General features: G+C 65.5%; 22 protein-coding genes. 12 read left to right on the top strand and 10 right to left on the bottom strand.

The window, feature by feature from the left end; translation table 11 throughout:
- Nucleotides 1–150: 150 nt before the first annotated feature.
- The 4 genes from TRAD_RS15980 to TRAD_RS05445 all read right to left on the bottom strand — a co-directional run bounded on the left by TRAD_RS15980 (nt 151) and on the right by TRAD_RS05445 (nt 5,912).
- On the bottom strand, nt 151–1,749 hold the full coding sequence (locus TRAD_RS15980) for a hypothetical protein (RefSeq protein WP_185095202.1): 1,599 nt from the start codon (nt 1,747–1,749) through the stop codon (nt 151–153).
- Between the two features lie 507 nt (nt 1,750–2,256).
- Entirely contained in the window at nt 2,257–3,966 is a 1,710-nt protein-coding gene (locus tag TRAD_RS05455; protein WP_013177592.1) for a tetratricopeptide repeat protein, read from the bottom strand.
- Between the two features lie 134 nt (nt 3,967–4,100).
- Nucleotides 4,101–5,210: an LLM class flavin-dependent oxidoreductase gene (locus tag TRAD_RS05450; protein ID WP_013177591.1), complete on the bottom strand. Its 1,110-nt coding sequence runs from the start codon at nt 5,208–5,210 to the stop codon at nt 4,101–4,103.
- A 261-nt stretch (nt 5,211–5,471) separates the two neighbouring features.
- A complete protein-coding gene (locus TRAD_RS05445) occupies nt 5,472–5,912 on the bottom strand; it encodes an RrF2 family transcriptional regulator (RefSeq protein WP_013177590.1) in 441 nt (146 codons plus the stop codon).
- Nucleotides 5,913–5,945: 33 nt separating this feature from the next.
- Between TRAD_RS05445 and TRAD_RS05440 the strand changes: the two genes are divergently transcribed.
- Nucleotides 5,946–7,190, top strand: coding sequence for a sulfite oxidase (locus tag TRAD_RS05440; protein ID WP_013177589.1), 1,245 nt, complete (start codon nt 5,946–5,948; stop codon nt 7,188–7,190).
- 194 nt (nt 7,191–7,384) lie between these two features.
- Here the strand turns inward: TRAD_RS05440 and TRAD_RS05435 are convergent, their stop codons facing one another.
- Nucleotides 7,385–8,254: a sulfurtransferase gene (locus TRAD_RS05435; protein WP_013177588.1), complete on the bottom strand. Its 870-nt coding sequence runs from the start codon at nt 8,252–8,254 to the stop codon at nt 7,385–7,387.
- A 280-nt stretch (nt 8,255–8,534) separates the two neighbouring features.
- Here TRAD_RS05435 and TRAD_RS05430 point away from each other — a divergent pair, with 280 nt between their 5' ends.
- Together TRAD_RS05430 and rpe are read left to right on the top strand one after the other, a co-directional pair.
- Nucleotides 8,535–9,347: a TVP38/TMEM64 family protein gene (locus TRAD_RS05430; RefSeq protein ID WP_013177587.1), complete on the top strand. Its 813-nt coding sequence runs from the start codon at nt 8,535–8,537 to the stop codon at nt 9,345–9,347.
- Between the two features lie 22 nt (nt 9,348–9,369).
- The gene (gene rpe, locus TRAD_RS05425; RefSeq protein ID WP_013177586.1) at nt 9,370–10,074 is read left to right on the top strand and encodes a ribulose-phosphate 3-epimerase; all 705 of its coding nucleotides are present in this window, start codon (nt 9,370–9,372) and stop codon (nt 10,072–10,074) included.
- Nucleotides 10,075–10,175: 101 nt separating this feature from the next.
- Here rpe and TRAD_RS05420 read toward each other — a convergent pair whose 3' ends face one another.
- Nucleotides 10,176–11,126: an acetyl-CoA carboxylase carboxyltransferase subunit alpha gene (locus TRAD_RS05420; RefSeq protein ID WP_013177585.1), complete on the bottom strand. Its 951-nt coding sequence runs from the start codon at nt 11,124–11,126 to the stop codon at nt 10,176–10,178.
- Entirely contained in the window at nt 11,110–11,994 is an 885-nt protein-coding gene (gene accD, locus TRAD_RS05415) for an acetyl-CoA carboxylase, carboxyltransferase subunit beta (protein WP_013177584.1), read from the bottom strand. The genes TRAD_RS05420 and accD overlap by 17 nt, the downstream gene beginning before the upstream one ends.
- 259 nt (nt 11,995–12,253) lie before the next feature.
- Here accD and TRAD_RS05410 point away from each other — a divergent pair, with 259 nt between their 5' ends.
- A complete protein-coding gene (locus TRAD_RS05410) occupies nt 12,254–13,105 on the top strand; it encodes an SDR family NAD(P)-dependent oxidoreductase (protein ID WP_013177583.1) in 852 nt (283 codons plus the stop codon).
- A gap of 255 nt (nt 13,106–13,360) precedes the next feature.
- Nucleotides 13,361–13,831, top strand: a complete 471-nt coding sequence (gene nrdR, locus TRAD_RS05405; protein ID WP_013177582.1) for a transcriptional regulator NrdR — start codon at nt 13,361–13,363, stop codon at nt 13,829–13,831.
- Here nrdR and TRAD_RS05400 read toward each other — a convergent pair.
- Complete coding sequence (locus TRAD_RS05400) at nt 13,828–14,337, bottom strand: DinB family protein (protein ID WP_013177581.1); 510 nt, start codon at nt 14,335–14,337, stop codon at nt 13,828–13,830. The two genes, nrdR and TRAD_RS05400, sit on opposite strands and share 4 nt — an antisense overlap.
- Before the next feature lie 439 nt (nt 14,338–14,776).
- Here TRAD_RS05400 and TRAD_RS05395 point away from each other — a divergent pair, with 439 nt between their 5' ends.
- The 5 genes from TRAD_RS05395 to gcvPB all read left to right on the top strand — a co-directional run bounded on the left by TRAD_RS05395 (nt 14,777) and on the right by gcvPB (nt 20,027).
- A complete protein-coding gene (locus TRAD_RS05395) occupies nt 14,777–15,367 on the top strand; it encodes a GTP-binding protein (RefSeq protein WP_013177580.1) in 591 nt (196 codons plus the stop codon).
- A 103-nt stretch (nt 15,368–15,470) separates the two neighbouring features.
- The gene (gcvT, locus tag TRAD_RS05390) at nt 15,471–16,559 is read left to right on the top strand and encodes a glycine cleavage system aminomethyltransferase GcvT (protein WP_013177579.1); all 1,089 of its coding nucleotides are present in this window, start codon (nt 15,471–15,473) and stop codon (nt 16,557–16,559) included.
- A 227-nt stretch (nt 16,560–16,786) separates the two neighbouring features.
- Entirely contained in the window at nt 16,787–17,170 is a 384-nt protein-coding gene (gene gcvH / locus TRAD_RS05385) for a glycine cleavage system protein GcvH (protein ID WP_013177578.1), read from the top strand.
- The gene (gene gcvPA / locus TRAD_RS05380) at nt 17,167–18,525 is read left to right on the top strand and encodes an aminomethyl-transferring glycine dehydrogenase subunit GcvPA (protein ID WP_013177577.1); all 1,359 of its coding nucleotides are present in this window, start codon (nt 17,167–17,169) and stop codon (nt 18,523–18,525) included. Before gcvH ends, gcvPA begins: the two co-directional genes overlap by 4 nt.
- Nucleotides 18,522–20,027, top strand: a complete 1,506-nt coding sequence (gene gcvPB, locus TRAD_RS05375; RefSeq protein WP_013177576.1) for an aminomethyl-transferring glycine dehydrogenase subunit GcvPB — start codon at nt 18,522–18,524, stop codon at nt 20,025–20,027. The genes gcvPA and gcvPB overlap by 4 nt, the downstream gene beginning before the upstream one ends.
- A 72-nt stretch (nt 20,028–20,099) precedes the next feature.
- On the opposite strand, the gene erpA is transcribed toward gcvPB, so the two are convergent.
- Nucleotides 20,100–20,501 (bottom strand): iron-sulfur cluster insertion protein ErpA, encoded by a 402-nt coding sequence (gene erpA / locus TRAD_RS05370; RefSeq protein WP_013177575.1) that lies wholly within the window; start codon nt 20,499–20,501, stop codon nt 20,100–20,102.
- A gap of 70 nt (nt 20,502–20,571) precedes the next feature.
- The gene (gene tilS, locus TRAD_RS15120; protein WP_013177574.1) at nt 20,572–22,242 is read right to left on the bottom strand and encodes a tRNA lysidine(34) synthetase TilS; all 1,671 of its coding nucleotides are present in this window, start codon (nt 22,240–22,242) and stop codon (nt 20,572–20,574) included.
- Nucleotides 22,243–22,326: 84 nt separating this feature from the next.
- Here tilS and TRAD_RS05360 point away from each other — a divergent pair, with 84 nt between their 5' ends.
- Nucleotides 22,327–22,872, top strand: a complete 546-nt coding sequence (locus TRAD_RS05360; RefSeq protein WP_049772977.1) for a helix-turn-helix transcriptional regulator — start codon at nt 22,327–22,329, stop codon at nt 22,870–22,872.
- Between the two features lie 158 nt (nt 22,873–23,030).
- Entirely contained in the window at nt 23,031–23,750 is a 720-nt protein-coding gene (locus TRAD_RS15975) for a thioredoxin domain-containing protein (protein WP_148221190.1), read from the top strand.
- Nucleotides 23,751–24,034: the final 284 nt, after the last annotated feature.

Raw genomic sequence — 24,034 nt, 5'->3', positions numbered from 1 at the left:
ACCGCACAATATTTCAGCAGTCCGGTACGCTCGAAGCAGATTGTTGCGCATGTAGGAATGTACTCTTTAAGCAAAAGCACTTGCGCTATCTGCTAAACTCAAAGACCCCTGGCAGCATAAACCTGCCAGGGGGGTCTTCTTGTGTGGTCACTAATAGAGCTTTTGAAACGTTCTGTAATTCTGGAAGAGGCCGAACTGCTTGTAGTAATCAAACCACTGGTTACGACGCGTGTTCCAAATGCTTGCGCCTTCAGATCCCATTTTGAGCGTAAAACCCGACGGTAGATTGGCTTGTTTATAACTATTCGGCAAAGCGCTTTCTGGTCCACTCCAAATCAGGATGTTGTTGCTACTTTCGACGAGCACCTGCCCATAGTTGACTTTGGGATTTTGAGCTGGATCCAAATAACCCGCATTCTGGTCGACCATAAACACGTTGTTTATGAGCCTTAACTTACACCCCTTCTTGGCGACGTAGCCTTTATCCGGTTGATCCTGTTCCCACTTGAACAAATGATTGTGCAAATTAGTTGCGTTATTGTAACCCCACTTCTGTTTCCTAAGGCGGATGAGGCTATTTTTGATCGTTATCGTACCGGGGGTGATACTGGACAAGTCGTTCCTTTGGCTCTCACCAGCTCTACAGGAAATGCCTGTATAGGCCCAATCAATAAGTACGCCGTCGATGGTTCCGGACGTCATCCAATCGTTCTCAACACCATCATCGCCCGCGTGTCTAATGTAAGAGTCTCGAATCAACCAGTTATGGTTTTTGTAACCTCGTGGCGAGATGCCATCACCAGACAGTTCTATTGCGACCTGCTCGATCACGGTGCTCGGTGAATCCCAGAACTCCACGCCCACAGTGCCTCGGTGAAAGACTTTTTCCCAGCTTGAGTCATCTCCTTTGACTTCAGGATCCGCCGCCTCATTAAGCGTATAGACCCCGCCGCTCAAGCAAAGCGATTTGTAGTACCGCAACCTTGCTAAAGGGCCAAGCTCTGTAAATACAGGAGCAATTTTAGCACTGACCGCATTGATGCTTAAGGCAGTCTCGCCATTACCCGTACGTTTGAGGCTAGAATTGTACACTCCGCTCAGCACTTCAGTTGGTTTACTTGGCAAACAGGTGCGCAATGAGGTTTGGTAAGTCACTCTTAACACAGGCTGCAAGTTGTTGCCAGCATCAAACGCGTGAGCTTTGCGCTGCCCCGTACCTTTAATGATGAAGACCATCGCTGCCCCTTGAACCCAGTCTGACCGGCTAGTGATTTCTCTGACTATGGGGGCAAGGTTTGGGGTAGAGTACTTGAAACCACCAGTCCAGGGCTCCGGTGACCAGGTGACACTGTTGGAGGTCTTCACGCGTCCCGTGACGCCGTTACTCGCACCCTCCACAAACGGTCCGCCGCTACCGACATTTTGGCCATGGATCCGCAGCGAGGTCGCATCTGACTGGCTAGTTACGGCTGTGAAGTCGATGTAAGCAGAGGTTATCGTGGCCCCTCGCGGTATGCTGACTCCACTAAAACGCACCCCCGTCGTCTGTGCAAGCCCAGTTGACTGGTCCTTGTAACCAAGTTCCAAAACAGGGCTCATAGTGTAGGTCACGCCGTTCCATTCTTCTGCGTCGCTTGCCGAGTTGGGGACGTTATGAGAAGTAGCTGCCTGAGTTGAGAGTTCAAGGCCCGGTTCGCCGGCAGGTGGATCTTGTTGAATTCCGCTACTACACGCATTCAGAACCAGCACTCCAATAGTCCAAAAAACCGCTCTCGCAAGTGACTCCCACTTCAACCGCATTTCTTCGCCTCTCTTTCCAGCTTATTTCACAAGCGCCTATGGTTAGGAGAGCTGCACGAAAAAACTACTTAATTTAAATAATCCAAAATAGCCTCCTCTGAGAGAGTATGATCTGTGCGGTGAGGTCGAATCAGAGCAGCCGAACCGAGAAGTCTACTCTTTACCCCCACTAGGCTTGTCAAGCCACCGCCACCTTAGCGCCCCCCGATTACCTCCCCCTTACCCGAGGGGCAGGATCAGACCAGTAACGCGCAGGTAACGCCGAGGTAACGCGCGGGTAACGTGGTCCTCATACGCTGCAAAGCAGGGAGGATGTGGGGATGCGGAATGTGCGACGGTGGGCCGTGGTGCTCTTTCTCGTCGTCAGCAGTGCTGGCGCCTTGGCCAACGGGACGGTCAAAGGTTCGGGAAGAGTCGCGTGCCCAAACCCTATTCAAGACGCCCTGCTGAGGTGAGTCAAAGCTCGAGCTCGTGCCGAACGCGCGTGCTTCTACCCGCCGCCACCTTGCGGCGAGGGTCGTTTTTGGGGAGCCTCTCCCTGAGCGCCTCCCACAGCTCGAGGTCGTAGGGCATGATCTGCGCGAGCGACCACAACAGCTCTACGTCCTCCGCGGCGAGCACCGCCCCCTGGAGTTCGGCCTCGAGCCCGCGGCGCAGCTCGGTAATCCCCGGAGAGGTCGAAGTGGGCAACAGCGGACCGCGGTAGAGGGCGACGGCGTCTTTGACGCGCCCCTCATTAAGGGCTTGGCCGACCTCGAGTACGTCCGCCCACAACGGCGTCCCCAAGCGGTAGGGTTGGGTGTGAACCGTCAGCCCGAGGTCTTTGCGGAGGCGGTGCAGCTCGACTCTCAGCGCCGAGAGCTGCAGGGTGCCGTAGAGCGCTTCGCTGAGCGCCTCGGCGGTGTAGCCCCGCGGTTCTTGCAGGAGGAGTGCGAGCAGCTCTGCGGTGCGCTGCCGCACCCGCACGAAGTTGCCCCGCTGGTAGACCTCCAAGGTACCTAAAACGTGCACGCGCAGCGCATGCTCCTCCACAAATAGCGGCTCGAGGTAAGGCAGGGCCTCTCCCGCGAGGAGCCGCAACCCCGTCGTGGTGAGGGGCCGCCGCAGCTCTCGCGCCAGCGCGACATAGCTTCTTTGCAGCTTCATGCCCAGCTGTTCCGCTGCCGCGAGATAGAACGTCGCCTCGGACGTGAGCACGATGTCACTCAACCTCGGATACACCTCATCCAACAAGCGAACGCCCGCCTCAGAGGGCCAGCGCGACACGCCCAACACCAACATAGCGTAGTCTTGGTAGTACAAAGCTAAGTTTCGGGTCACCGAGACGGCTGTCTCAGCAAGCTCCTCGGCCTCTCTTTGGCGGCCGAGCGCACGGAGCGCTTTGACGCATCCGTAAGTGAGCATCGCCCAGAGGTGGCGCGGCGCCTGCTCTAGCGCGGTTTCGTAGAGCGCAAGTGCCTCTTTGTAACGCCCTTGTGCTTGGTAGAGGTCGGCGAGCGTCGTCAGGGTCTGCCTTCGCTGAAAGGCGTAGGCGGTCTTTTCCGTCGCGTCGAGCGTCCCCTTGAGGAGCGCCTCGAGCCCCTCTGTAGACTCGACGAGAATTTTTGTGTAAGCGCGCAGGTTGAGGACCACGAGCCTCAAAACGGGGTGCGCGGTGCGCGTGTAGGCGAAGTGCGACCAGCCGAGCGATTCTCGAAAGCTGCCGATGCGCAGGTACGAGAGGGCGAGGGCGTAGGCGCTACGCGCCTCTGCATAGGCGTCAGCCGCCTCTTCGGCCGCGCGCAGAGCCCCTTGAAGGATGCGGATGCCTTCGCGCACATCGGGGAGCGCCAGACCGAGGTGATGCAGCGCGAGCGGCGTGGCATGAACCGCCACCGCCTCCCTGGAGAGCCGCAAATAACCGTCTTCGTCACCCCTGACGGAGGCGATAAGAGCGCTTAAGGCGATCAGGTCGGCCTTGTCCGCCCCCTCGGCTCGAGGCAGCGCCTCGTTGATATAGCGAATGGCAGCGGCGTCGTTATCGATATTGATAAACGCCGACACGAGGTAGACGCTCTCCCGTGGGGTCAGGGTTCGCTTGGCCGTCAGGAGCTTCACAATAACGTCGTTTTCACCCTCCACGTACAGCTCGCGTAGCCGCTGAAGGGTAACGTTACTGCGGTTCATAACTCGATTGTAAGCGATCTTAAAGGGTGCTTCGTGGTGCAGCGGGGTTTTCTACAACGCAACGTCCGCGGGGATACCCCCGCGGATGCTGCGTTGCCCGGTCGCGCACCCTATTGACGTCATCGACGTAGGCCTTACGCCGCCGGCGCCACCTTGTCCGTGTGGATGACCCGCTCTTTTTCGCGGGGCTGAGCGCGAAAGAGCGGCATGACGAGTTCGCCGAAACGCCGCGCCTCCTCGAGGTGGGGGTAGTTGGAGAGGATAAACGTATCAATCCCCAGACGCTGATAGCTGCGCAGCTTCGCCGCGACCTGCTCGGGGTCGCCGACGATCGCGACGCCGACGCCGCTACGCGCGAGCCCGATGCCGGCCCACAGGTTCGGCTCGACGAGCAGGTCTTGCGCGAGCCCCATCTCGATCTGCCGGCGCTGCCCGACCGAATCGACGTGCTTGTAGGACTCGAGAAAGGCGCGGCGCACCTCGGGGTCGATGCGCGAGATCATGCGCTCGGCCGCCGCCCACGCTTCGGCCTCCGTTTCACGGACGATCACGTGGGTGCGCAGGCCGTAGCGGAGCGTGCGGCCGTACTCGGCCTCGAGCGCCTTCATCCGCTGAAGGCGCTCCTCGATGGCCTCGTAGCGGTCGCCCCACATGAGGTAGACGTCGGCGAGTTCGGCGGCGATGCGCTGCGCGGCGTCGCTCGCGCCGCCGAAGTAGAGCGGGATCGGCTGCACGGGTTTGGGCTCTAAAACGGTGTTCTCCATCTGGTAGAGGTCGGTCTTGTGCGTGACCGGCGTCTCCGTCCAGAGCCGGCGCAAGAGCAGCATAAACTCGCGGGTACGCTCGTAGCGCCGCGCGTGCGAGGCGAAGTCGCCGTACATCACGTTTTCAGCCGGCGACGAACCGGTGACGATGTTGATGCGCACCCGCCCCGGGAAGAGGTTCTGCGCCGTCGCCGCCATTTTGGCGAACTTGGCGGGGTGGAACATGCCGGGGCGCGCGGCGATGAGGAGGCCCGCGCCGCGGGTGCGGGCGAGGGTGGCGATCGAGGCCGTCCAGGTCTCTAACTCGTGGTGGTAGTTGGTCGCCGTCAGGAGGCTTGAGAAACCCGCCTCCGCCGCCGTCTCGACAATGCTCGAGAGGTACTCGAGCGTCGGCTTTCGCGGCGGGAGCGTTTTGGTGCCGACGAACTCGCCGTCACGGGAGAGTTGACAGAACCACAAAAAGTCGAGGTCTTCGGGCATCTGTATAGCAGCCTCCTCTGCCGCACCCGTCGCGCGGGCGCACGTTGCCACCTACACGTGGTTTGCCCTAGCCTACACCTTGACAGTTGAGTACACAAGTACACAGCTCCGACCGTCACCCCTCGGGTAGGGCGGCGCGCCCGCGATGCAGGGCGACAAACGGCGCGGGTAAGGCGGAGGTGCAATGACGGTGAGAAGGCACACCCGTAGCAGCGCGGGAGCTACCGCGCGCTCGGTGACCAGGGGCATGCCCGCAGCAGCTCAACGGAGCGGAACCGGTTGACCGTAAGCGAGGGTGTCTTTGAGCGAGGTGGTGTCGAGCACACCGAGCGTCGCCTTTTTCACCTCGAGCATCACCGCCCTCACCTCACAGGTCGCCTCGTCGGCGCACTCCTCGCAGCGGCTGTAGTAGCGCTTGCTGGCGCAGGGCAAGGGCGCCAAGGCCCCCTCGAAGATGCGGATGACGTGGCCTAGATAGATCTCCTCCGGCGGACGGTTGAGCCAGTAGCCGCCACCCCGCCCCTTTTTGGACTGTAAGATGCCGTGGTTTTTCAGCTCTAGCAAGATGAGCTCCAAAAACTTCTGGGAGATCCCCTCCGACTCGGCGATGTTAGCGATCAGCACGGGCCCTTTACCGTACGCTTTGGCGAGGAACACGAGCGCTTTAAGGGCGTACTTCGCCTTTTGCGTGAGCGAGATCATCGCGTTTAGTCTAGCAGGTCAGTAGCCTAAAATGTGCCCTGGACCCTCGACATGTGCGCCAACGCCTGTAGGCTGAGCGGCAGCGCCGCCACGCTCACCACACCGGTGGCCCCCTTGGGAGACGCCATGCCAACCCCACAAGAGACGCTCGAGGCACCCGCACCCGAAGCCACGGCTGCGCCTACTACAGGCATCGCCGGCAAAACCCCCTGGCTCACCCTGCACGTTCGCGCCCCGCTGCAGTGCGAAACCCCCCTTTCGCTGCTGCGCCAACACCGCGTCACGCCCACGGCGCTGCTCTACGTCCGCAACAACCAAGACCTCGCGGGCAGCTTCTCGGCGGCAGCGGCGGCGGGGCCGTGGCGGCTCGAGCTCCGCGGGACGCGTTCGGTAACGCTCGAGGTCACCGAGCTAAAGCGCTACCCCCTGGTTGAAACCGAGATGGTGCTTCAGTGCGCGGGCAACTCGCGCGCGCAGTACGGCCGCGCGAGCCCCGTCAGCGGCGCGCAGTGGCAAGACGGCGCGGTGGCCAACGTGGTCTTCGGCGGGGTGCGGCTGGCAGACGTGCTTAGCCCGCTGGGTATCCCGAAGGGGGCGCGCTACCTCACGGCGCGCGGCGCCGGGGAGGCGCACGAACCGGACCTGCCGCCTTTTGAACGCAGCGTGCCTTTAGCGGACGTTTTGGACACGGCGCTCCTCGCCACGACGCTAAACGGCGAACCGCTCAGTGCGCTCCACGGCGGGCCGGTGCGCCTCGTGGTCCCCGGCTACTTCGGCGTCAACAACGTCAAGTGGCTGACCCACATCAGCCTGGACGCCGAAACGACGGACGGTTTTTACCAGACGGCGCGCTACCGGCTGCCCCTCACCCCGCTCGCCCCCGGTGAGGCGTTCGAGCCCACCTCGGAGAACAGCCGCCCGAGCTGGCGCATGGGCGTCAAAAGCCTCCTCTGGGAGCCGCTGGTCGGTGAAACGTTGCGCGCGGGGCCGGTGACCCTGCGGGGTGTCGCGTGGACGGACGGGCGCAGCGCGCTCGAGTTCGTCGAGGTCTCCCACGACGGCGGCTCGAGCTGGCAGCGCGCCGAACTGGAGGGTGCCGCCAGCCCCTACGCGTGGCGGCCCTGGTCGCTGACCCTGACCCTGGAAGCGGGCGAGCGCGAGCTGTGGGTGCGCGCGGGCGACAGCGCGGGCAACGTGCAGCCGCTAGAGGGCGCGGGCTGGAACCCGGCGGGGTACGAGTTTAATGGGGTGCAGCGGGTGCGGTTGTCGGTCCGGTAGGGAGCAACTAACCAGACGAGCAAAAAGGCTGAGATTGCTCCCAGCCCTCTCGGTACAACCTTTTAGCTACCGTTTGGCACCGCTCACAGCCGCGCCACCAAAAGCTGTCGCACGTATCACCGCGGCATGGGCTCGCCTTAACGACGCGTTTTGATGCAAGAGCGTAGCCAACCGGACGACACCTGCTACCAGCCCTACTGCGCCGGCTGCGCGTCACCCTTTTCGATCGGTACCCCTACGCTGTTGCCCCACTCCGTCCAAGAGCCGTCGTAGTTTTTGACGTTGGGGTAGCCGAGCAGGTACTTGAGGACGAACCAGCTGTGCGAGCTGCGCTCGGCGATGCGGCAGTAGGCGATGATCTCCTTGTCCTTGGTGACGCCTTTGGGTTCGTAGAGCGCGCGCAGCTCCTCGACGCTCTTAAAGGTGCCGTCGGCGTTCGCCGCCTGCGCCCAGGGGATGCTCTGCGCCCCGGGGATGTGGCCGCCGCGCAAAACACCCTCTTGCGGGTAGTCGGGCATGTGCGTCACCTCGCCGCGAAACTCCGCGGGGCTGCGCACGTCGACCAGCGCGCCCTGGCCCGCTCTGACCTTTTCAAGGTGCTTGAGCACGTCCTCTTTAAAGGCGCGCAGCTCGGGGTTGCGCTTACCCGGGGTGTACGAGGCGCGCGCGACCTGCGGCACCTCGGTCGTCATGGGTTTGCCTTCGGCGACCCACTTCGCGCGCCCACCGTTCATCAGCTTGAGGTGCTCGTGGCCGCTATAGGTAAAGAACCAGAAGGCGTAGGCGGCCCACCAGTTGTTCTTGTCGCCGTAAAGGACGATCGTCGTGTCGTTGGAGATGCCCAGGCGCTCGAAGAGCTGCGCGAGCTCTTCGGGTTGGATAAACTCGCGAATGGTGTCGTCCCAGAGGTCGAGGAGCCAGTCGATCTTGAGCGCTCCCGGGATGTGGCCGGTATCATAAAGCAAGACGTCCTCGTTGACCTCCAAAAGCCGCACCTTGGGGTCGTCCTTGTGCTCCATAACCCAGTCGGTCGAAACCAAAACCTCGGGGTGTGCGTACGCCATCTCTCCTCCTAGCACTTAGACGCGGGGTGTCAAACCTCGCTAGCTTAACGCGGCGCGCCCTCAAGGCGCCGCAGCCGCGACAGCACCAAACGCTCTAATACTTACATGTCTGGTCAACTATTCGCAAGCTTCTACCTTACGGTGCCCTACAGCCTACGAGCCGTGAGGCGCTGGCCAGTCGGCTTAAGGCGCAGTGCGTCTTGGCCGCTACTATCGGCGCAATCAAAGGGCTATAGTGCTAGCGCGACGCGCGAGAGGCGCGGGCGCCTTTGGGGGAGCCATGCAACCGAAATCGCAAAACGACCACGAACGCTTGCTCCGCACCTTTAACAAGGACCAAGAGCAGCGACAACGCCGACAGGAGCGTCACCGGAGCGACGCCGAGCCGACCCGCCGAGAGGGGGGTGAGCAGAGCCGCCTGACCTGGCTGGTCCCCGTGGGCGTCATCGCGGTGCTCGTGCTCCTCTACTTCATCTGGCCCGGCTACCGCAACCTCATCGATCAAGCCTACCAGATGGTCGCGAGCGGCGACCGCGAGGCGCTGCAAAACTGGGTTAGCGGCTTCGGCGTCTGGGGAGCGCTGCTCATCTACGGCCTCATGGTCGCGCAGACGCTGCTGGCTTTTATCCCGTCGCTTTTGGTGACGCTCGTCCCCGTCCTCGCCTACGGCTCGTTTTGGGGCGGCCTCGTCGCCTGGAGCGGGCTTATCCTCGCGGCCTGGGTGGCCTACGGCATCGGGCGTTCGCTCGGACCGGTGACGGTCGAACGCTTTATCGGCCACGACACGGAGAAGAAAGTTGCCGGCTTCGTCTCCCGCTACGGCGTCTGGGGGGTGGTCGCCGCTCGAGTCTCCCCTGCCCTCTCGACGGACGCCGTCAGCTTCGTCGCTGGGCTTGTCAAGATGGGTTTTTGGCGCTTTTCGTTTGCGACTGCCCTCGGGACGCTGCCGCTGGTCGCGCTGATCGCCTTTTTGGGGCGCGACTTCGAGCAGCTTAGAGGCGGGCTTATCTGGGTGTCGGTGATCAGCTTAGGGCTCTTTGTCGCCTACGTCCTCTGGGACAGGCGCCGCGGGGGCGGTGCGGAGGACGCGTAAAGCGGGCGGATATACTGGCACCGTGAACGACACCCAAGCGCCCCCCCCTGTAGCGCGCGCCCTCAAGCTCGCCCCCTCCCTGCTCGCCGCCGACTTCGCCCGCTTGGGCGACGAACTGCGCGCCGCCGAAGCGGGGGGCGCCGACCTCATCCACGTCGACGTCATGGACGGCCACTTCGTCCCCAACCTCTCGCTCGGGCCGCTCATCGTTGAGGCGTGCCGGCGCGTCACCTCGCTGCCCCTCGACGTGCACCTGATGATCAGCTCCCCCGAACGCTACATCGGCGCTTTCGCCGAGGCGGGCGCTGACATCATCACCGTCCACGCCGAAGCGACCCCGCACCTGCACCGGGCGTTGGGGCTCATTCGCGAGTGCGGCGTCCAAGCCGGGGTCGCCCTCAACCCGGCGACCCCGCTAACCGTGCTTAACGAGGTGCTCGCGCTCGTCGACCTCGTCCTCGTCATGAGCGTCAACCCCGGGTTTGGGGGGCAGACCTTTATCGAGGGGAGTTTGCGTCGCCTCAGGGCGGCCCGCGCGATAATCGACGCGCAGCGTCCGGGATGTCTTTTAGAGGTCGACGGCGGGATCAACCACGAAACGGCGCCGCGCGCCTACCACGCCGGTGCCGACGTGTTGGTCGCCGGTAGCGCTGTCTTCGGCGGCGAAGGGGGCGTCGCGCACAACCTCACCGCGCTCCGCGAGGCGGTGCAGCGCGCGGACGGCTAGCGCGGGGTGCGAGGGATGCCAACGCGCAGGCGGACACCGCGTGCGCCCCTTAGGGCTGCTAGCGAAGGGGGCGTGCACCGGGGTCGACGGTGCTCGGGCGCCTAGACCGGCTCGACGTACCCCAAGTTCCGAAAGCGCTGGTGGCGACCCCGTACGAGCTCCTCCTCGGACAACCCGACGAGCCCCTCGAGCTCCGCTTTAAGCCTCTCGGCAACGCACTTCATCGTCGTCTTGGGGTCGCGGTGAGCGCCACCGATGGGCTCTTTGATCACCCCGTCGACGATGCCGAGCTCGAGCAGGTCGTAGGCGGTGAGCTTAAGCGCTTCGGCGGCTTTAGGCGCCTGCGCGGCGTCGCGCCACAAGATGGCGGCGCACGACTCGGGGCTGATAACCGAGTAGATGGCGTTTTCAAGGATGAGCACGCGGTTGGCGACGCCAATAGCGAGCGCGCCACCTGAGCCCCCCTCGCCGATCACCACCGCCACAGCCGGCACCTTGAGGCGGCACATCCGCTGGATGCTCTCGGCGATCACCCACGCTTGGCCCTGTTCCTCGGCGGCCACCCCCGGGTAAGCCCCCGGGGTGTCGATAAGCGTCACCACGGGGAGCCGGAACTTGTCGGCGAGGTTAAACATGCGGATCGCTTTGCGATAACCCGCGGGGTGCGCCATACCAAAGTTGCGCCCGATGTTCTCCTTTGTGTCGCGACCCTTTTGCTGCGCGACGACCACCACGCTCCGCCCCCCGAGGACGCCCAGGCCCGCGACCACCGCGCTGTCGTCGCCGAGCGCGCGGTCGCCGTGCAGCTCGCTAAAGTCGTCGAAGACGTGCTCGATGTAGTCGAGCCCGGTCGGCCGGCCGGGGGCGCGGGCGACCTGGACCCGCTGCCAGCGCGTCAGGTTTTCGAAGATCTCGGCCTGCAGGCGCTCGAGGCGCGCCTCTAAAAGGCCGATCTCCTCGCTTAAGTCGATCTCCTGTTCCCGCGCGTAGGCGCGCATGTCCTGAATACGCGCCGCAAGTTCGTCGATGGGCTTTTCAAACGGTAAGGGCACGCGCCTCCTCGGAGCGGGGCTGCGCCCCACTTAACAGGATGTTGAGATAAAAGGCGAGCTTCGCTTTAAGCGCCGTGCGGCTTACGACGTCGTCGAGCATCCCCTTTTGCAGCAAAAACTCCGCGCGCTGAAAACCTGGCGGCAGGTCCTGCTTGATGGTCTGCTGGATCACACGCGGCCCCGCGAAGCAGATAAGGGCCTGCGGCTCGGCGATAATGAGGTCGCCCAGGGTCGCAAAGCTCGCGGTGACACCGCCCGTCGTAGGATCGGTGAGGACGCTGATAAAGGGGAGGCGCGCGTTGGAAAGCGCCTCTAGCGCCACCGTGGTCTTCGCCATCTGCATCAGAGAGAGGGCGCCCTCTTGCATCCGCGCCCCCCCCGAGGCGGCCACCGAGATGAGCGCGCGCCCCTCGGCGGCGGCCCGCTCGGCGGCGCGGGCGATCTCCTCGCCAACAACTGAGCCCATCGACCCCCCCGCGAAGAAAAAGTCCATCACCGCGAGCGCCACGGGCGTCCCCGCGAGGGTCGCGCCCCCCGTCAAGATCGCGTCGGGACGCTTTTGTTTGTCGATGCTGCGCGCGAGCCGCTCGGGGTAGGGCTCGGTGTCGACGAACCCCAGGGGGTCACCCGCGCGGATCTCCCCCGACCACCTCTCGAACGTCCCCTCGTCGGCGAGCATCGCGACGCGCGCCTCGACCGGCATCCGGTAGTGATACCCGCACTCGGTGCAGACGTAGAGGTTCTCCTCGAGGTCTTTGCGGTAGATCTGCGCGCTGCACCCCTCACACTTTAGCCACAGCCCTGCCGGGCTGTTGTCCTCGTCGCTGCGCGTCGGGCGCTTGCGGCGAAACCATCTCTCTAGCGCCATCGGGTCTCCCTAACGGTCGGGTTCATGAGCTTTTTGGCTATCAGCCCTATGATCATCAGGCTGCCAATCATCACGCTATTGTAATCGGTGCGTCACCCGGCGCACCCTGTAACGCCCTGCGCCCCCGCTCGGGTGGTCTCCCAAAGCCACAACCGCCGCTTGGGTGAAGATAACATACCGCTACCCGCAGCGCCCCCCGCCACCGCGGGTAAAACCGCCCCCTTGCCGCTAGGCGCCCCTGCCGGTATGCTGAAACGTCATGAGCGTCAGCGTCGTCCTCGTTACCAACGTCGGTCAGGGGTTTGGCCGAGCCATCGCGCTGGCCTACGGCCAAGCCGACTACGACGTCGTGTGCGCCGACAGGAACGTCACGCTGGCCTCGAAAACGGCCGCCGAGATCGAAGAGTTGGGCGGGCAAGCGATCCCCATCCAAGCCGACATGTCCGTACAGATGGACGTCAAAAACACCTTCGACAAGGTTTTCGAGATCTTCGGTGACCTCTCGGGGGTCGTACACGTCGCGTCGTTCGAGTCCAACACCCGCTTTAGCGAGCTCGGCGAAAACGAGTTCGCCGAGCTCATCGATGAAAACCTCAAAAGCACCTTTTTGGTCCTTAAAGCGGCCGCGCGGCTTTTGGACGACGCCTGGGTGGTCGTCGTCGCCCCCCCCAAAAACGCCACCGAGCCGCACATGGTCGCCGTGCGCGGGGCGATCACCCGCCTCGCCGCGGGCTTCGAAGCGCGTTACGACACCCTGAGCGTCAACGTCGCGGTCCCCTCGCGCGCGGCTTCGGACCCCAAGCACGACGCGCCCTTGGTCGAAAACGTGCTCTACTTGGGATCTAGGAGCATCGGGCTCTCCGGGCACCGGCTCTACGTCACGCTCCCCCCACCCCCCAACGACATCGAGGCGCTCTTGCCCGAGGTGCGCGCCGCGCTCGACGAGACGGTGCGCCAAGATGACCTCGAGGCGAGCGTCTACGCCGAGCTAGAGGCGGGCGAAGCGCACTTCGGTCTCCTCGACGACCTCGACGACGACCTCGAGCGCGACCTCCGCGACGATGAGTTCGATGACCTCGACGAGAGCGTCCCCAACGCCGACCGCCTTTAACGAGCGCTCCAGCAGGCGCGACCCGGGGTCCGTCGCTGGAGCGTCAACTGGAGCGTCACAACGCGCCCCCGCGCGGCGTAGAGCGTCCGCAGCAGCGCCGCGAACCGTCGCTGCGGGCGCCCAAGAGCGCGTGCTCGGCAGCCTCTTTCACGGTGGGCGTGACGTGTGGCGCGGGTATAGGGGTGAGCGCGCAGCCGGCCCGACAGCGCACACAGCGCGCGTTGTCCCCCCGCTGGCACCCCCCGCGAGATTCAGATGAACTGCCCCTACTGCTCTTCGGCGGACACGCGCGTGGTCAACTCGCGCCCTTCGGACGAGGGCGCGGCGATCCGGCGGCGGCGCGAGTGTACGGTGTGTGGGCGCCGCTTCACCACCTACGAGCGCGCGCAGTTCGAGGCGCTGATGGTGATCAAGCGCTCGGGGCGGCGCGAAGCGTTTAACCCCGACAAGCTCCTGCAAAAGCTCCGCATCGCCTGCAACAAACGCCCGATCACCGAAAAGCAGCTCCGCGAGTTTGCCTACACCTTGGAGGACACGCTGCAGGCGCCGGAGGTGGGCGCCGAGGAGATCGGCCTGCACGCGCTCCGCTTCCTCAAAAGCCTCGACGACGTCGCCTACATCCGCTTTTTGAGCGTCTACCGCGACTTCGATTCGGTAGAGCGTTTTATCGAGGAGATCAAACAGCTCGGCGCCCCCTCGTCGGAAGCGGAGCCCGAAAAGCGCTAGCGCGCGACCGCCTCGAGCTGTTTGCGGTGGTGCGCGAGGTGCAGCGCGGCGGCCTGCACCCACCCGAGCGCGCTTAGGTCGCCGAAGTACGGGTGAAACCAGCTCCGGCCGTGCCACTCGGTCGTCGCGTCGACCTCCTCTAGAAGCCGCGAGCGCATCGCCGCCCAGCGCGGGGCCAGCGCCGACCACGGCTGCGGCTCACCTGGAAGGCCGAACTCGGGCGACTGCGCGCGCCCCTCGACGAGCACCCCGGGCGTCCGCGGCGCTTCCGGCGGCGTGGCGCGCCCCTGCCGCAGGAGGTAGAGGGTTTTACTCATCGAGACGCTAATCTTAAGCACGTGCTCGGTGACTTCGGCGGGCGACCAGGCGCCCGCTCTAAGGGGCTCCGTCCAGCGCCCCTCGAGCTTTGGCAGCAGCGCCTCGAAGCGCGTCAGCTCACGCTCGAGCGCCGCTTTGGCCGCCTCCGGCGTCTCGCCGAAACGCGTCAGCAAGGTCTGGGAGAACATGCTTTAGCTTACACGGAGAGGACTGCCGGGTGGGTTCCGCCGACCCAATGCGCTGCCTAGCCGATGCTGGCCCCGGCTTGGGGCTCATAACTCGTGGCCCACGGGCCACGACAGGCCACGGGCGACAACCCCCGGCCAAACGGTCCACAGGCTAAAGGCCAAGCGTCTTGGCTACGCCGTATGGCTACCCCCCACAGACGGCCGGGGCTGGATCACCTAGAGGTACCAAGCATAGCAGCCCGCTAGGCCAAAATGGGGATTTGCACGCGGTGCTCGGCTCGCCGCCGATATAGTCAGGGGATGGCCTACCCCCTTCGAGGCCTCTTGGCAGCCGCGTCCGCCGCGGCTGGGGGGTGTTGCGCCGCAACGCCGCCTACAGCCACCTCCAGAGCACCCTACCGCACCGGTCGGCCGCACCGCAGACACCGGAGGCAGAGGCATGAGCACGGTTAACTTCGCGGCCCGCGAGATCAACTTCAAGATCGTCTACTACGGCCCGGGGATGTCGGGTAAGACGACGAACCTCAGGCGCCTTTTCGAGCACCTCCCGGCGGAGCGCAAGGGGGAGCTCGTCAGCTTGGCGACCGAGGAGGAGCGCACGCTGTTTTTCGACTTTATGCCGCTCGAGCTCGGCCACGTCGGCGGCTTTCAGGCGCGCTTTCACCTCTACACCGTCCCCGGCCAGGTGTTTTACAACGCCGCTCGCAAACTGATCCTGCGCGGCGTCGACGGCGTCGTCTTCGTCGCCGACTCGGCGCCCCATCGGCTCCGCGCCAACGCCGAGGCGCTCCGCAACCTGCGCGAAAACCTCGCCGAGTACCACGTGCAGCTCGCCGAGCTGCCCCTAGCCCTGCAGTTCAACAAGCGCGACCTACCCGACGCGCTACCCCTTGACATGCTCCGCGCGGTGCTCGACCCCGAGGGGCGGCTGCCCGTCTTCGAGGCTTCGGCGCTGCACTGTCAGGGGGTGCTCGAGCCCCTGCGCGCCGTTTCCCAGCGCGTGCTCGAAAAGCTCGCCCAAACCGCCTAGAGGCCATCCGGACGCTTCACGCGCCGTAACCAAGGCAAACCAGGTACGCCTCAGACATCAACACAGGGCGATGGGGCGCTAGGCCCGTGCTACGCTGAAACCCATGAAACGCACCCCTCTTTTCGACCTGCACCTCGAGCACGGCGCCCGCATGGTGGATTTTGCGGGGTGGGAGATGCCGTTGCAGTACCGCACCGGCATCCACACCGAGCACCTGGCGGTGCGCGAAGGGGTGGGGCTCTTCGACGTCTCCCACATGGGTGAGGTGCGCGTCACGGGGCCGGGCGCGGAGGCGTTTTTACGCTACGCGACCCTCAACGACCCGAGCCGGCTCAAACCGCAGCAGGGCCAGTACTCGATGCTGCCCAACGACCGCGGCGGGTTGATCGACGACCTCTACGTCTACCGGGACGCCCCGGAGGCCTTTCTGATCGTCTGCAACGCCGCCAACCGCGAGGCCGTGGTCGCCCACCTCACCCGCCTCAGCTACGACTACGACGCCACCGTGACCGACGAGTCGGACGCGTGGGCGCTCCTGGCCCTGCAGGGTCCCGGCGCCGCCCTCCTCGCGGGGCGCCACGCGGAGGCCGAACTCACCGCGCTCAAAAAAAACCGCACCCTGCAGACCACCCTCGCGGGGTGCGCCGTGACGCTCGCCCGCACGGGTTACACCGGCGAGGACGGTTTTGAGATCTTCTGCCGCCCCGAAGACGCCCCGACACTCTGGCGCGCGCTCGTCGGGGCGGGCGCGACCCCGTGCGGTCTGGGGGCGCGCGACACGTTGCGGCTCGAGGCGGGCTTTCCCCTCTTCGGCCACGAGCTCGGCCCCGAGACCAACCCCCGCTGCACCGACTTCGCTTGGGTGGTCAAGGACAAACCCTTTTTCGGCCGCGAGGCGATGTGGCACCGGACCTGCACGCGGCGGCTCGTGGGGCTTAGGCTCAAGCAGCGCGGCGTCGCTCGCCCCGGCTACCGCGTCTTGGCGGGCGCCGCCGACGTCCTGGAAGCGGAAAGCGACGAAGGCACCAAAGTCGGCGAGGTCACCTCGGGAACCATCTCGCCGCTGACCCGCGAGGGCATCGCCATGGCCTGGGTGCGGCGCGCCTACAGCGAGCCGGGGACCGAGCTCGCGGTCGAGATCCGGGGGCAGCCGGTGCCCGCGGTGGTGGTCAAACCGCCCTTTTACGGGTGAGCGCCCGCACGGGTCGCTACCGCCGTCGTCACGGCGCGCGTGTAAGGAGCGGTTTTCCTAATGGAGCCGACGGCGACCGCTGAGCGCCGCGCGAGACAGCAGACGCAAGTACAAATCAAGTACAAATATCGTAGCCAAACGTAGACCACGACAACGGAAGACCGTACACACCCCCGAAGCGGCGTTTCCGGTAGGCTAAGCCCTATAGCCCCGCTTAAGGAGCCCCTATGAACACCCCCAAAGATCTCCGCTACAGCCCCACCCACGAGTGGTCGAAGTTAGAGGGCGACACCCTCACCGTCGGCATCACCGACTTCGCGCAAGACCAGCTCGGCGACGTCGTGTTCGTCGAGCTCCCCGAGGTCGGCCGCGAGGTCGCCGCGGGCGAGGCGGTCGCCGTCGTCGAGTCGGTCAAGACCGCTTCGGACATCTACGCGCCCGTCGCCGGCACCGTCACCGAGGTCAACAGCGAGCTCGAGACCTCCCCCGAGACCATCAACAGCGAGCCCTACGGCGGGGGCTGGATGTTCCGGCTGCGCGTCGCCGGCGAGGACGCGCTCTCGGGGCTTCTCAGCGCCGAAGACTACGAAGCGCTTCAGGAGCAGGGGTGAACTACCTCCCGCACACCCCCGAGGACGTCGCGCGGGCGCTCGCCGCGATCGGCGTCGAGAGCGTCGACGCGCTCTTTGGCGACCTCCCCGAGGCGCTCCAGGTAGGCGAGCTGAGGCTCCCCGAAGGGCTCGACGAGGCCGCCCTGCTGCGGCACCTGCGCGCGCTCGCGGCAAAGAACAAACCGGTGCGGGCGAGCTTTTTGGGCGGCGGCTTAAAGGGGCACTTCATCCCCGCCGTGACACCGCACCTAGCGCTGCAGAGCGAGTTCGTCACCGCCTACACGCCGTACCAACCCGAGGTCTCGCAGGGCATCTTGCAGGCGACTTTCGAGTTTCAGACGATGATGAGCGAGCTCACCGGGCTGCCCATCTCCAACGCCTCGATGTACGACGGCGCTACCGCGGTCGCCGAGGCGGCGCTTTTGGCCGTGCGCCACAAGGGGCGCCACCGCGTCCTTGTGAGCCAAGGGGTGCACCCCGAGACGCGCGAGGTGCTCGCGACTTACCTGCGGCCGCTCGAGGTCGCCCTCGAAGAGGTCGCGCTGCGTGACCTCACCACCCCCGAACCGGCGGTCGGGGAGGACGTCGCCTGCGTCGTCGCGCAGAACCCCAACTTCTTGGGCTACCTAGAGCCCATGCCCGCGCTCGCCGAGGCGGCGCACGCCGCGGGGGCGCTTTTCGTCGCGGTGTGTGACCCCTTCTCTTTGGCGGTGCTTAAATCGCCCGGCGAGTACGGCGCGGACGTCGCCGTCGGCGACGGGCAGACGGTCGGCAACCCGGTCGCCTTCGGCGGCCCGCACTTCGGCTTCATGGTCGTCACCGAACCGCTCTTGCGGCAGCTGCCGGGGCGCTTGGTCGGCGAGACGACCGACCTAGAGGGGCGGCGCGCGTTCGTGCTGACCCTGCAGGCGCGTGAGCAGCACATCCGCCGCTCGAAGGCCAAATCGAACATCTGCTCGAACCACCAACTGAGCGCCCTCATGGCCGCCGTGAACCTGAGCGCGCTCGGCCCCCAAGGGCTCCGCGAGGCCGCCACCAAGAGCGTGCAGAACGCGCACCTGCTGGCGCGGCGGCTCGCCGAGGCGGGGTTGGCGCCGCTCACGCACAAACCTTTTTTCAACGAGTTCGCCGTGCGCCTCCCCGTGAGCGCCCGCGCCCTGCGCCGCGCGCTCGCCGAACACGGCGTCGCGGCCGCCGTCCCGGTGCCCGCGAGCTACGGCCTGGGCGACGCGGCGCTCTTCGCCGCCACCGAGCTCACCACCCCCGAAGACATCGACCTGCTCGTCGCGGCGCTCGGGCGCGTCTTGGCGCCCCCCCCGACCGAGCGCGCAAACCTTGTGGAGGCGTCCGTATGACCACCGCCCCAGGGCCCACGCCCGCGGCCCCGCGAGAGACCCCCGAAGCGCCCCGAGCGGGCGACTTCCCCCTCATCTTCGAGCGCTCCAAACCGGGGCGGCGCGCGGCGCACCCCCCCAAACCGGACGGGGAGAGCCTCCAGGCGCTCCTCGGCGCCGAACACCTGCGGGCGGCGCCGCCCAAGCTGCCGGAGGTCTCCGAGCTCGAGCTCGTGCGCCACTACACCGGCCTCGCGCACCGGCAGATGTCGATTGACGGCAACTTCTACCCGCTCGGGTCGTGCACCATGAAGTACAACCCGAAGGTCAACGAGGAGGCCGCCAAGCTCTTCGCCGAGCTGCACCCCTACGCCGACCCGGACGCGGTGCAGGGCGCTCTGGAGCTCCTTTACAACCTGCAGCGCGACCTCGCCGAGATCACCGGGATGGACGCCGTGACGCTCCAACCTGCGGCCGGGGCGCACGGCGAACTCACGGGCATCCTGATGATCCGCGCCTTTCACGAGCACCGCGGCGAGGGGGCGACGCGGCGCGTGGTGATCGTCCCCGACAGCGCGCACGGTACAAACCCGGCGACCGCCACGATGGTCGGCTACGAGGTCAAAGAGGTGCCGACCGCCGAGAGCGGCGAGGTCGACCTCGCGGCCTTTAGGGCGGCGCTCGGCCCCGAGGTCGCGGCGGTGATGCTCACCAACCCCAACACGCTGGGCATCTTCGAGACCAACATCTTGGAGATCGCCCGCGCCGCGCACGAGGTCGGCGCGCTCCTCTACTACGACGGCGCCAACGCCAACGCCATCGTCGGGCGCGCGCGCCCCGGCGACATGGGCTTTGACGTCGTGCACCTAAACCTCCACAAAACCTTTACCACCCCGCACGGCGGCGGCGGCCCCGGCACCGGCCCGGTCGGGGTCAAGGCGCACCTGCGCGACTTTTTACCCACGCCCATCATTAAAAAGGTGGCGACCCCCGAAGGCGAGCGCTTCGACGTCGACGTCGACCTCCCCCACTCGGTCGGGCGGATGCGGTCGTTTTACGGCAACTTCGGCAACCTCGTGCGCGCCTACACCTACATCCGCGCGCTCGGCCGCGAGGGTCTACGGGGGGTCTCGAGCGCGGCCGTTTTAAACGCCAACTACCTGCGCGTTAAGCTGCGCGAGGCGGGCTTTAAGATCGCCTTCGACCGCGTCAACATGCACGAGTTCGTCGCGCAACCCCCCGCGGGCGTCAAGACGCTCGACGTCGCCAAGGCGCTCCTCGACTACGGGATGCACCCGATGACGGTCTACTTCCCCTTGATCGTCCGCGAGGCGATGATGATTGAGCCGACCGAGACCGAGAGCTTAGAGACGCTCGACGCCTTTGCCGCGGCGCTCGCGGACATCTTGCGGCGCGCCCAGGAAGACCCCGACGCGCTGCCAAACGCCCCCTACACCACGCCGGTACGCCGCTTGGACGAGGTCAAGGCGGCGCGCAAACCGGTGCTGCGCTACACCCCGTAGCGCTCCTGCCACCCCAAGCGAAAGAGGCGGCTTTAGCCGCCTCTACTTGCGGTGTTCGCAGGTCTCGCAAGCCTAGTGGCAGCTCGCCCCTTGGCCGTCGGGGGCTGCTTTGCCGTCGGTGCGGAACGAGTGCCCGCAGCCGCAGGCGCTCGTGGCGTTGGGGTTATTCACGCTAAAGCCGCCACCCATCATGTTCTCGATGTAGTCGATCTCGGAGCCCGCGAGGAGCGGCAGGCTCATCTTGTCGACCACGATCTTGACGCCGCGGTCCTCGAACAGGCTGTCGCCCTCGAGCGTCCGGTCGTCGATCGCCATGCCGTACGAGTAACCGCTGCAACCCCCCGACTTGACGAAAACGCGGATCGCGGCGTTCTCCTTGTTGTTGGCCAGCAAAAGCTCGCTCGCTTTTTTAGCGGCGGCGGCGGTCATGGTCATCCCCCGCGCGGGGGTCGGTGTCAACGTCTCTTCTTGCATCGGCCCTCCAACCATCTACCTACGCTCCTCTACGTTATAGCACACCCCCGGGCCGCCCCGAGACGCGCCTCTAACGTGCGCCCCGCCCCGACGCCGCCTGTCGGCGCGCCCTAAAAAAGGCCGTGAGGAGCGCCCCCGCCTCGGCCGCGAGCACGCCGCCGCGCACCGCGACGGTGCGCTTCCAGGGGTGCTGCTGCAGGTCCGCCACCCCGCCCAGCGCCCCCTCGCGCGCGTTCGTGGCGCCGTAGACCACGCGCGGGAGGTGCGCGCTGAGCAGGGCGCCGAAGCACATCGGGCAGGGCTCGAGCGTTACAAAGAGCGTGCAGCCCGCTAGGCGCCAGTCGCCTAAGGCCGCAGCGGCTTGCCTGATCGCGTGCAGCTCGGCGTGGGCGCTCGGGTCGCCGCTCTCGCGGGTGGTGTTGTGCCCGCGCCCCAGCACCGCGCCGCCGCGCACCACGACGGCCCCCACTGGCAGCTCGCCCCGTTCGGCCGCGCGCCGCGCCTCGTTAAGCGCGAGCCGCATCCAGCGCGCGTCCTCGTCGGGGGCGGGTGGCGCGCGCGCCACGCGGGGGTCGACGAACACCCCTTCGACCCAGAGCACCTCGCCGTGCGCGGCGAGCACGCGCAGGCGGTCGCGCGCTTCGCGCGGCACCTTGCGGTCGATGAGCAGGTCCGCGAGCGTTTTTGAACCGCCGGGCAGCCGCACGCGGTCGCCCGGGCGGCGGGTGCGAAAGCGCGCCGCCGGAAACGCCGCGAGCTTCGCCGCGTCGAGCTCCGCGGGCAGCTCGAGCGGGGGGGCAGGGGACGGGGGGGCGGTGGGCGCCACGAGCTCGAGCCGCCCGTACGCGACGCGCGCCGCGTACCCCTTCGGGAGCGACAGACGCACCGGGTGCGGGGTGGGGAGCGCCGCGCGCACCGCCTCCACGTGGCCCGCGTCCACCGGCACCCCCGCGCACCGCAGCAGCTCAGCCACCGCGGCGCGCTGCACCGCCACGTCTTGGGCGAGTAGCGCGCGCACCTCCGCCCCCGCGTCCTTTATAAGCCCCTGCGCGAGCCGCCGAAAGTGCGCCGCCTGGTCGCGCTGCAGCGCGGCGTGGCGCGCGAGGGTCGCCTTGACGTGCGGCGCGCGCGCCGCTAGGGTGGGCAGCAGGACGTGCCGCACCCACGCCCGCGTGCGCGAGGTGTCGGCGTTGGTGGGGTCCTCCAAACAGTCCTGCCCCAACGCCCGGAGGTAGGCGCGCAAGGCCGAACGCGGCACCTCCAGAAGCGGCCGCAGCACCCGCCCCTGCCGCGCGGGCATCCCCTGGAGGTGAGCGGCGCCGCGCAGGAGCTGCATCAACACCGTCTCCGCTTGGTCGTCCTGGGTGTGGGCGGTGACCACCGCGTCCGCCCCCACGCGCTTGGCGGTGCGCGTCAGGAAGCCGTAGCGCAGCCGCCGCGCGGCGTCCTCGAGGTTCCACCCCCTATCTTTTGCAATGCGCGCCACGTCGACACGCGCCGTGTGACAAGCCACCCCGTGCTCCCAGCAGAGCGCCCGGACGAAAGCCGCCGCCTCGGCCGCGTCGGGGCGCAGGGCGTGGTCGAGGTGAGCGACCTCGAGCCCCCACCGCGGCTCGGGGAGCGCCAGCAGCAGCCGCAACAGCGCCACCGAGTCGCCACCGCCGGAGACCGCCACGAGCAGGCGCCGCGCCTCCGGGGCGAGGCGCAAAAGGGCGCGGCGCAGCGTCTCGGGGAGCGTCACCCCCCCATTATCCCCTGCGGCGGGTGTGTACGCCCCGCCCAAAAGTCCAGAAAGTTTAGAGAAGCACCTCGCTAAACTAGGAGGGTGCAGGAGGCCGTGCGCATCTACGCCGACACCAGCGCGACGCGGGCCCGGGTCGCGGCGCTGCTCGCCGCGCGCCCGCCCGCTCGGCCGCTGACCCTCATCGTCGACGACCGCCCCGGTTACGCCCTCGCGCAGCTCATCGCAGTGGCCCGCTCCAGCGCCCCGACCCTCGTCGTCACCGCCAACCGCTCGCCTTTCTACCTCCACGACCTGCTCGGCTTCGGCCCCCAGGGCCTCGCCGTCGTGGGGCGCGAACCCGTGGATTTTGCCGACCTCGCGCAGCGCGTCGCTCGCGGCGAGACCTTTTATGAAGGGCCGCCGCTCCCCCCCGACCCCCTCACCGAACGCGAACGCACCGTGCTCCGGCTTCTCGCCACGGGCCACACGAACGCGGCTATCGCCCGCCGCCTGGGGCTCTCCGGGGGGCGCGTTTCTAACCTCGTCATGAGCGTCCGCGAGAAGGTAGGCGTAGAGAACCGCGTGCAGCTCGCGCTCGCCTACTTCGACTTGCTCTCGCTCTGGCAGGAGATGTTGGCAGGGGCGTGAAGGGTTCACGCTTAAGGCGTGAACCGATAACTTGTACAGCGGGTTAAAAACTGCTAGCTTTTAGGCAAACGAAAGACAAGCTTTTATGGTTTTCAAGGTTGCAGAAGGAGGGGGTAGCGATGCGCTTAGCTCGGTTCAACGTCATTACGATGGGCTTCATGCTACTCCACATTGGTCTTGCGCAAATGGTGCCTTATGGTCTGGGGCTCGAGAGCGGCGTACATGTACTTGCTTTTGTTAGCGCCGACTGCAAGGCGTGCGAAGTCCTCAGACAAGAGCTTGAAGGGCTCCCCGTAACCTACATCGGCTCTGAACCCGAACTCGACTATGAACCTTATTTGCAGGACACGTCTCACAGGCTAGTTGCACGCACCTTGAGGGTTGAAACAACACCGACAGTTCTTGTCCTCAAAGATGGTCAGATTGCCGAGGGGTACACCGAACCCATCGCGACGTCTGAAGTGCGGATGATGGTTGAAGACGTCGCGAACGGAACGCGCCTATTAGACTACGCCTACAACATTGCGATAGGAGAGCGCGTTGAAGGGGTCTTTGCAAACTACACAGGCTTATTGGTGTTCTACCGAGAGAGCTGCGAAGCTTGCTTGAGAGGGCGTGACGTTCTAGCTGAAGTTTGCCGAGACACCGCTTTGAATATCACGGTGCTTGTCACAAGAGGTGAAGAGCCTCTTTTTGAAGGGTGTCCGAGCCAGCACGAGCATGCTAGAGATACAGCGATTGCGTGGCAACTGCCGGGGGTTCCCTCAATGGTGTATTTAAAAGAGGGTTTAGTTACCTGGGTCGACCTAGGTTACCGCGAGGACTTTCGAGAGGTTGCGGAAGCGCTCGTGGCAACAGAAGGGGAGGTTAAAAGGTGAGAAAAGTCTGCAAAAAGGTTCTTCTGGTTTTTGCTATCCTATCCGGGTTCATCGGACTCTCGCCCGCTTTCGCAAACACGAATTGCGGTCCAAGCAGAATCTTCTTCTGCCAGTTTTGCGGACAGGGGCGGTCGAGAAACTGCAGTGCCCCTGTCTTCTATGACTCGCAGTGTAACGCTCGGACGGGAACTCCAAGCTGCGGAACTTGTCAATCATTCTGTGTAGTGTAATCAGATTAGATGAAACCAGTTGTCACAACCTAGCATGCCTGCAACTGGTTTCTC

Origin of the sequence: Truepera radiovictrix DSM 17093, from assembly GCF_000092425.1 — a bacterium.
Classification (GTDB): Bacteria; Deinococcota; Deinococci; order Deinococcales; family Trueperaceae; genus Truepera; species Truepera radiovictrix.
Note: the sequence above shows the minus strand (reverse complement) of the source record. Positions and strands in the feature narration are given on the sequence as shown.

What these genes read in the sequence shown, in the direction of transcription:
- TRAD_RS05455 (WP_013177592.1), bottom strand. Translation starts at nt 3,966, where the DNA reads ATGAACCGCAGTAACGTTACCCTTCAGCGGCTACGCGAGCTGTACGTG.
- TRAD_RS05450 (WP_013177591.1), bottom strand. Translation starts at nt 5,210, where the DNA reads ATGCCCGAAGACCTCGACTTTTTGTGGTTCTGTCAACTCTCCCGTGAC.
- TRAD_RS05445 (WP_013177590.1), bottom strand. Translation starts at nt 5,912, where the DNA reads ATGATCTCGCTCACGCAAAAGGCGAAGTACGCCCTTAAAGCGCTCGTG.
- TRAD_RS05435 (WP_013177588.1), bottom strand. Translation starts at nt 8,254, where the DNA reads ATGGCGTACGCACACCCCGAGGTTTTGGTTTCGACCGACTGGGTTATG.
- TRAD_RS05430 (WP_013177587.1), top strand. Translation starts at nt 8,535, where the DNA reads ATGCAACCGAAATCGCAAAACGACCACGAACGCTTGCTCCGCACCTTT.
- accD (WP_013177584.1), bottom strand. Translation starts at nt 11,994, where the DNA reads ATGGCGCTAGAGAGATGGTTTCGCCGCAAGCGCCCGACGCGCAGCGAC.
- TRAD_RS05410 (WP_013177583.1), top strand. Translation starts at nt 12,254, where the DNA reads ATGAGCGTCAGCGTCGTCCTCGTTACCAACGTCGGTCAGGGGTTTGGC.
- nrdR (WP_013177582.1), top strand. Translation starts at nt 13,361, where the DNA reads ATGAACTGCCCCTACTGCTCTTCGGCGGACACGCGCGTGGTCAACTCG.
- TRAD_RS05400 (WP_013177581.1), bottom strand. Translation starts at nt 14,337, where the DNA reads ATGTTCTCCCAGACCTTGCTGACGCGTTTCGGCGAGACGCCGGAGGCG.
- TRAD_RS05395 (WP_013177580.1), top strand. Translation starts at nt 14,777, where the DNA reads ATGAGCACGGTTAACTTCGCGGCCCGCGAGATCAACTTCAAGATCGTC.
- gcvT (WP_013177579.1), top strand. Translation starts at nt 15,471, where the DNA reads ATGAAACGCACCCCTCTTTTCGACCTGCACCTCGAGCACGGCGCCCGC.
- gcvH (WP_013177578.1), top strand. Translation starts at nt 16,787, where the DNA reads ATGAACACCCCCAAAGATCTCCGCTACAGCCCCACCCACGAGTGGTCG.
- gcvPB (WP_013177576.1), top strand. Translation starts at nt 18,522, where the DNA reads ATGACCACCGCCCCAGGGCCCACGCCCGCGGCCCCGCGAGAGACCCCC.
- erpA (WP_013177575.1), bottom strand. Translation starts at nt 20,501, where the DNA reads ATGCAAGAAGAGACGTTGACACCGACCCCCGCGCGGGGGATGACCATG.
- TRAD_RS15975 (WP_148221190.1), top strand. Translation starts at nt 23,031, where the DNA reads ATGCTACTCCACATTGGTCTTGCGCAAATGGTGCCTTATGGTCTGGGG.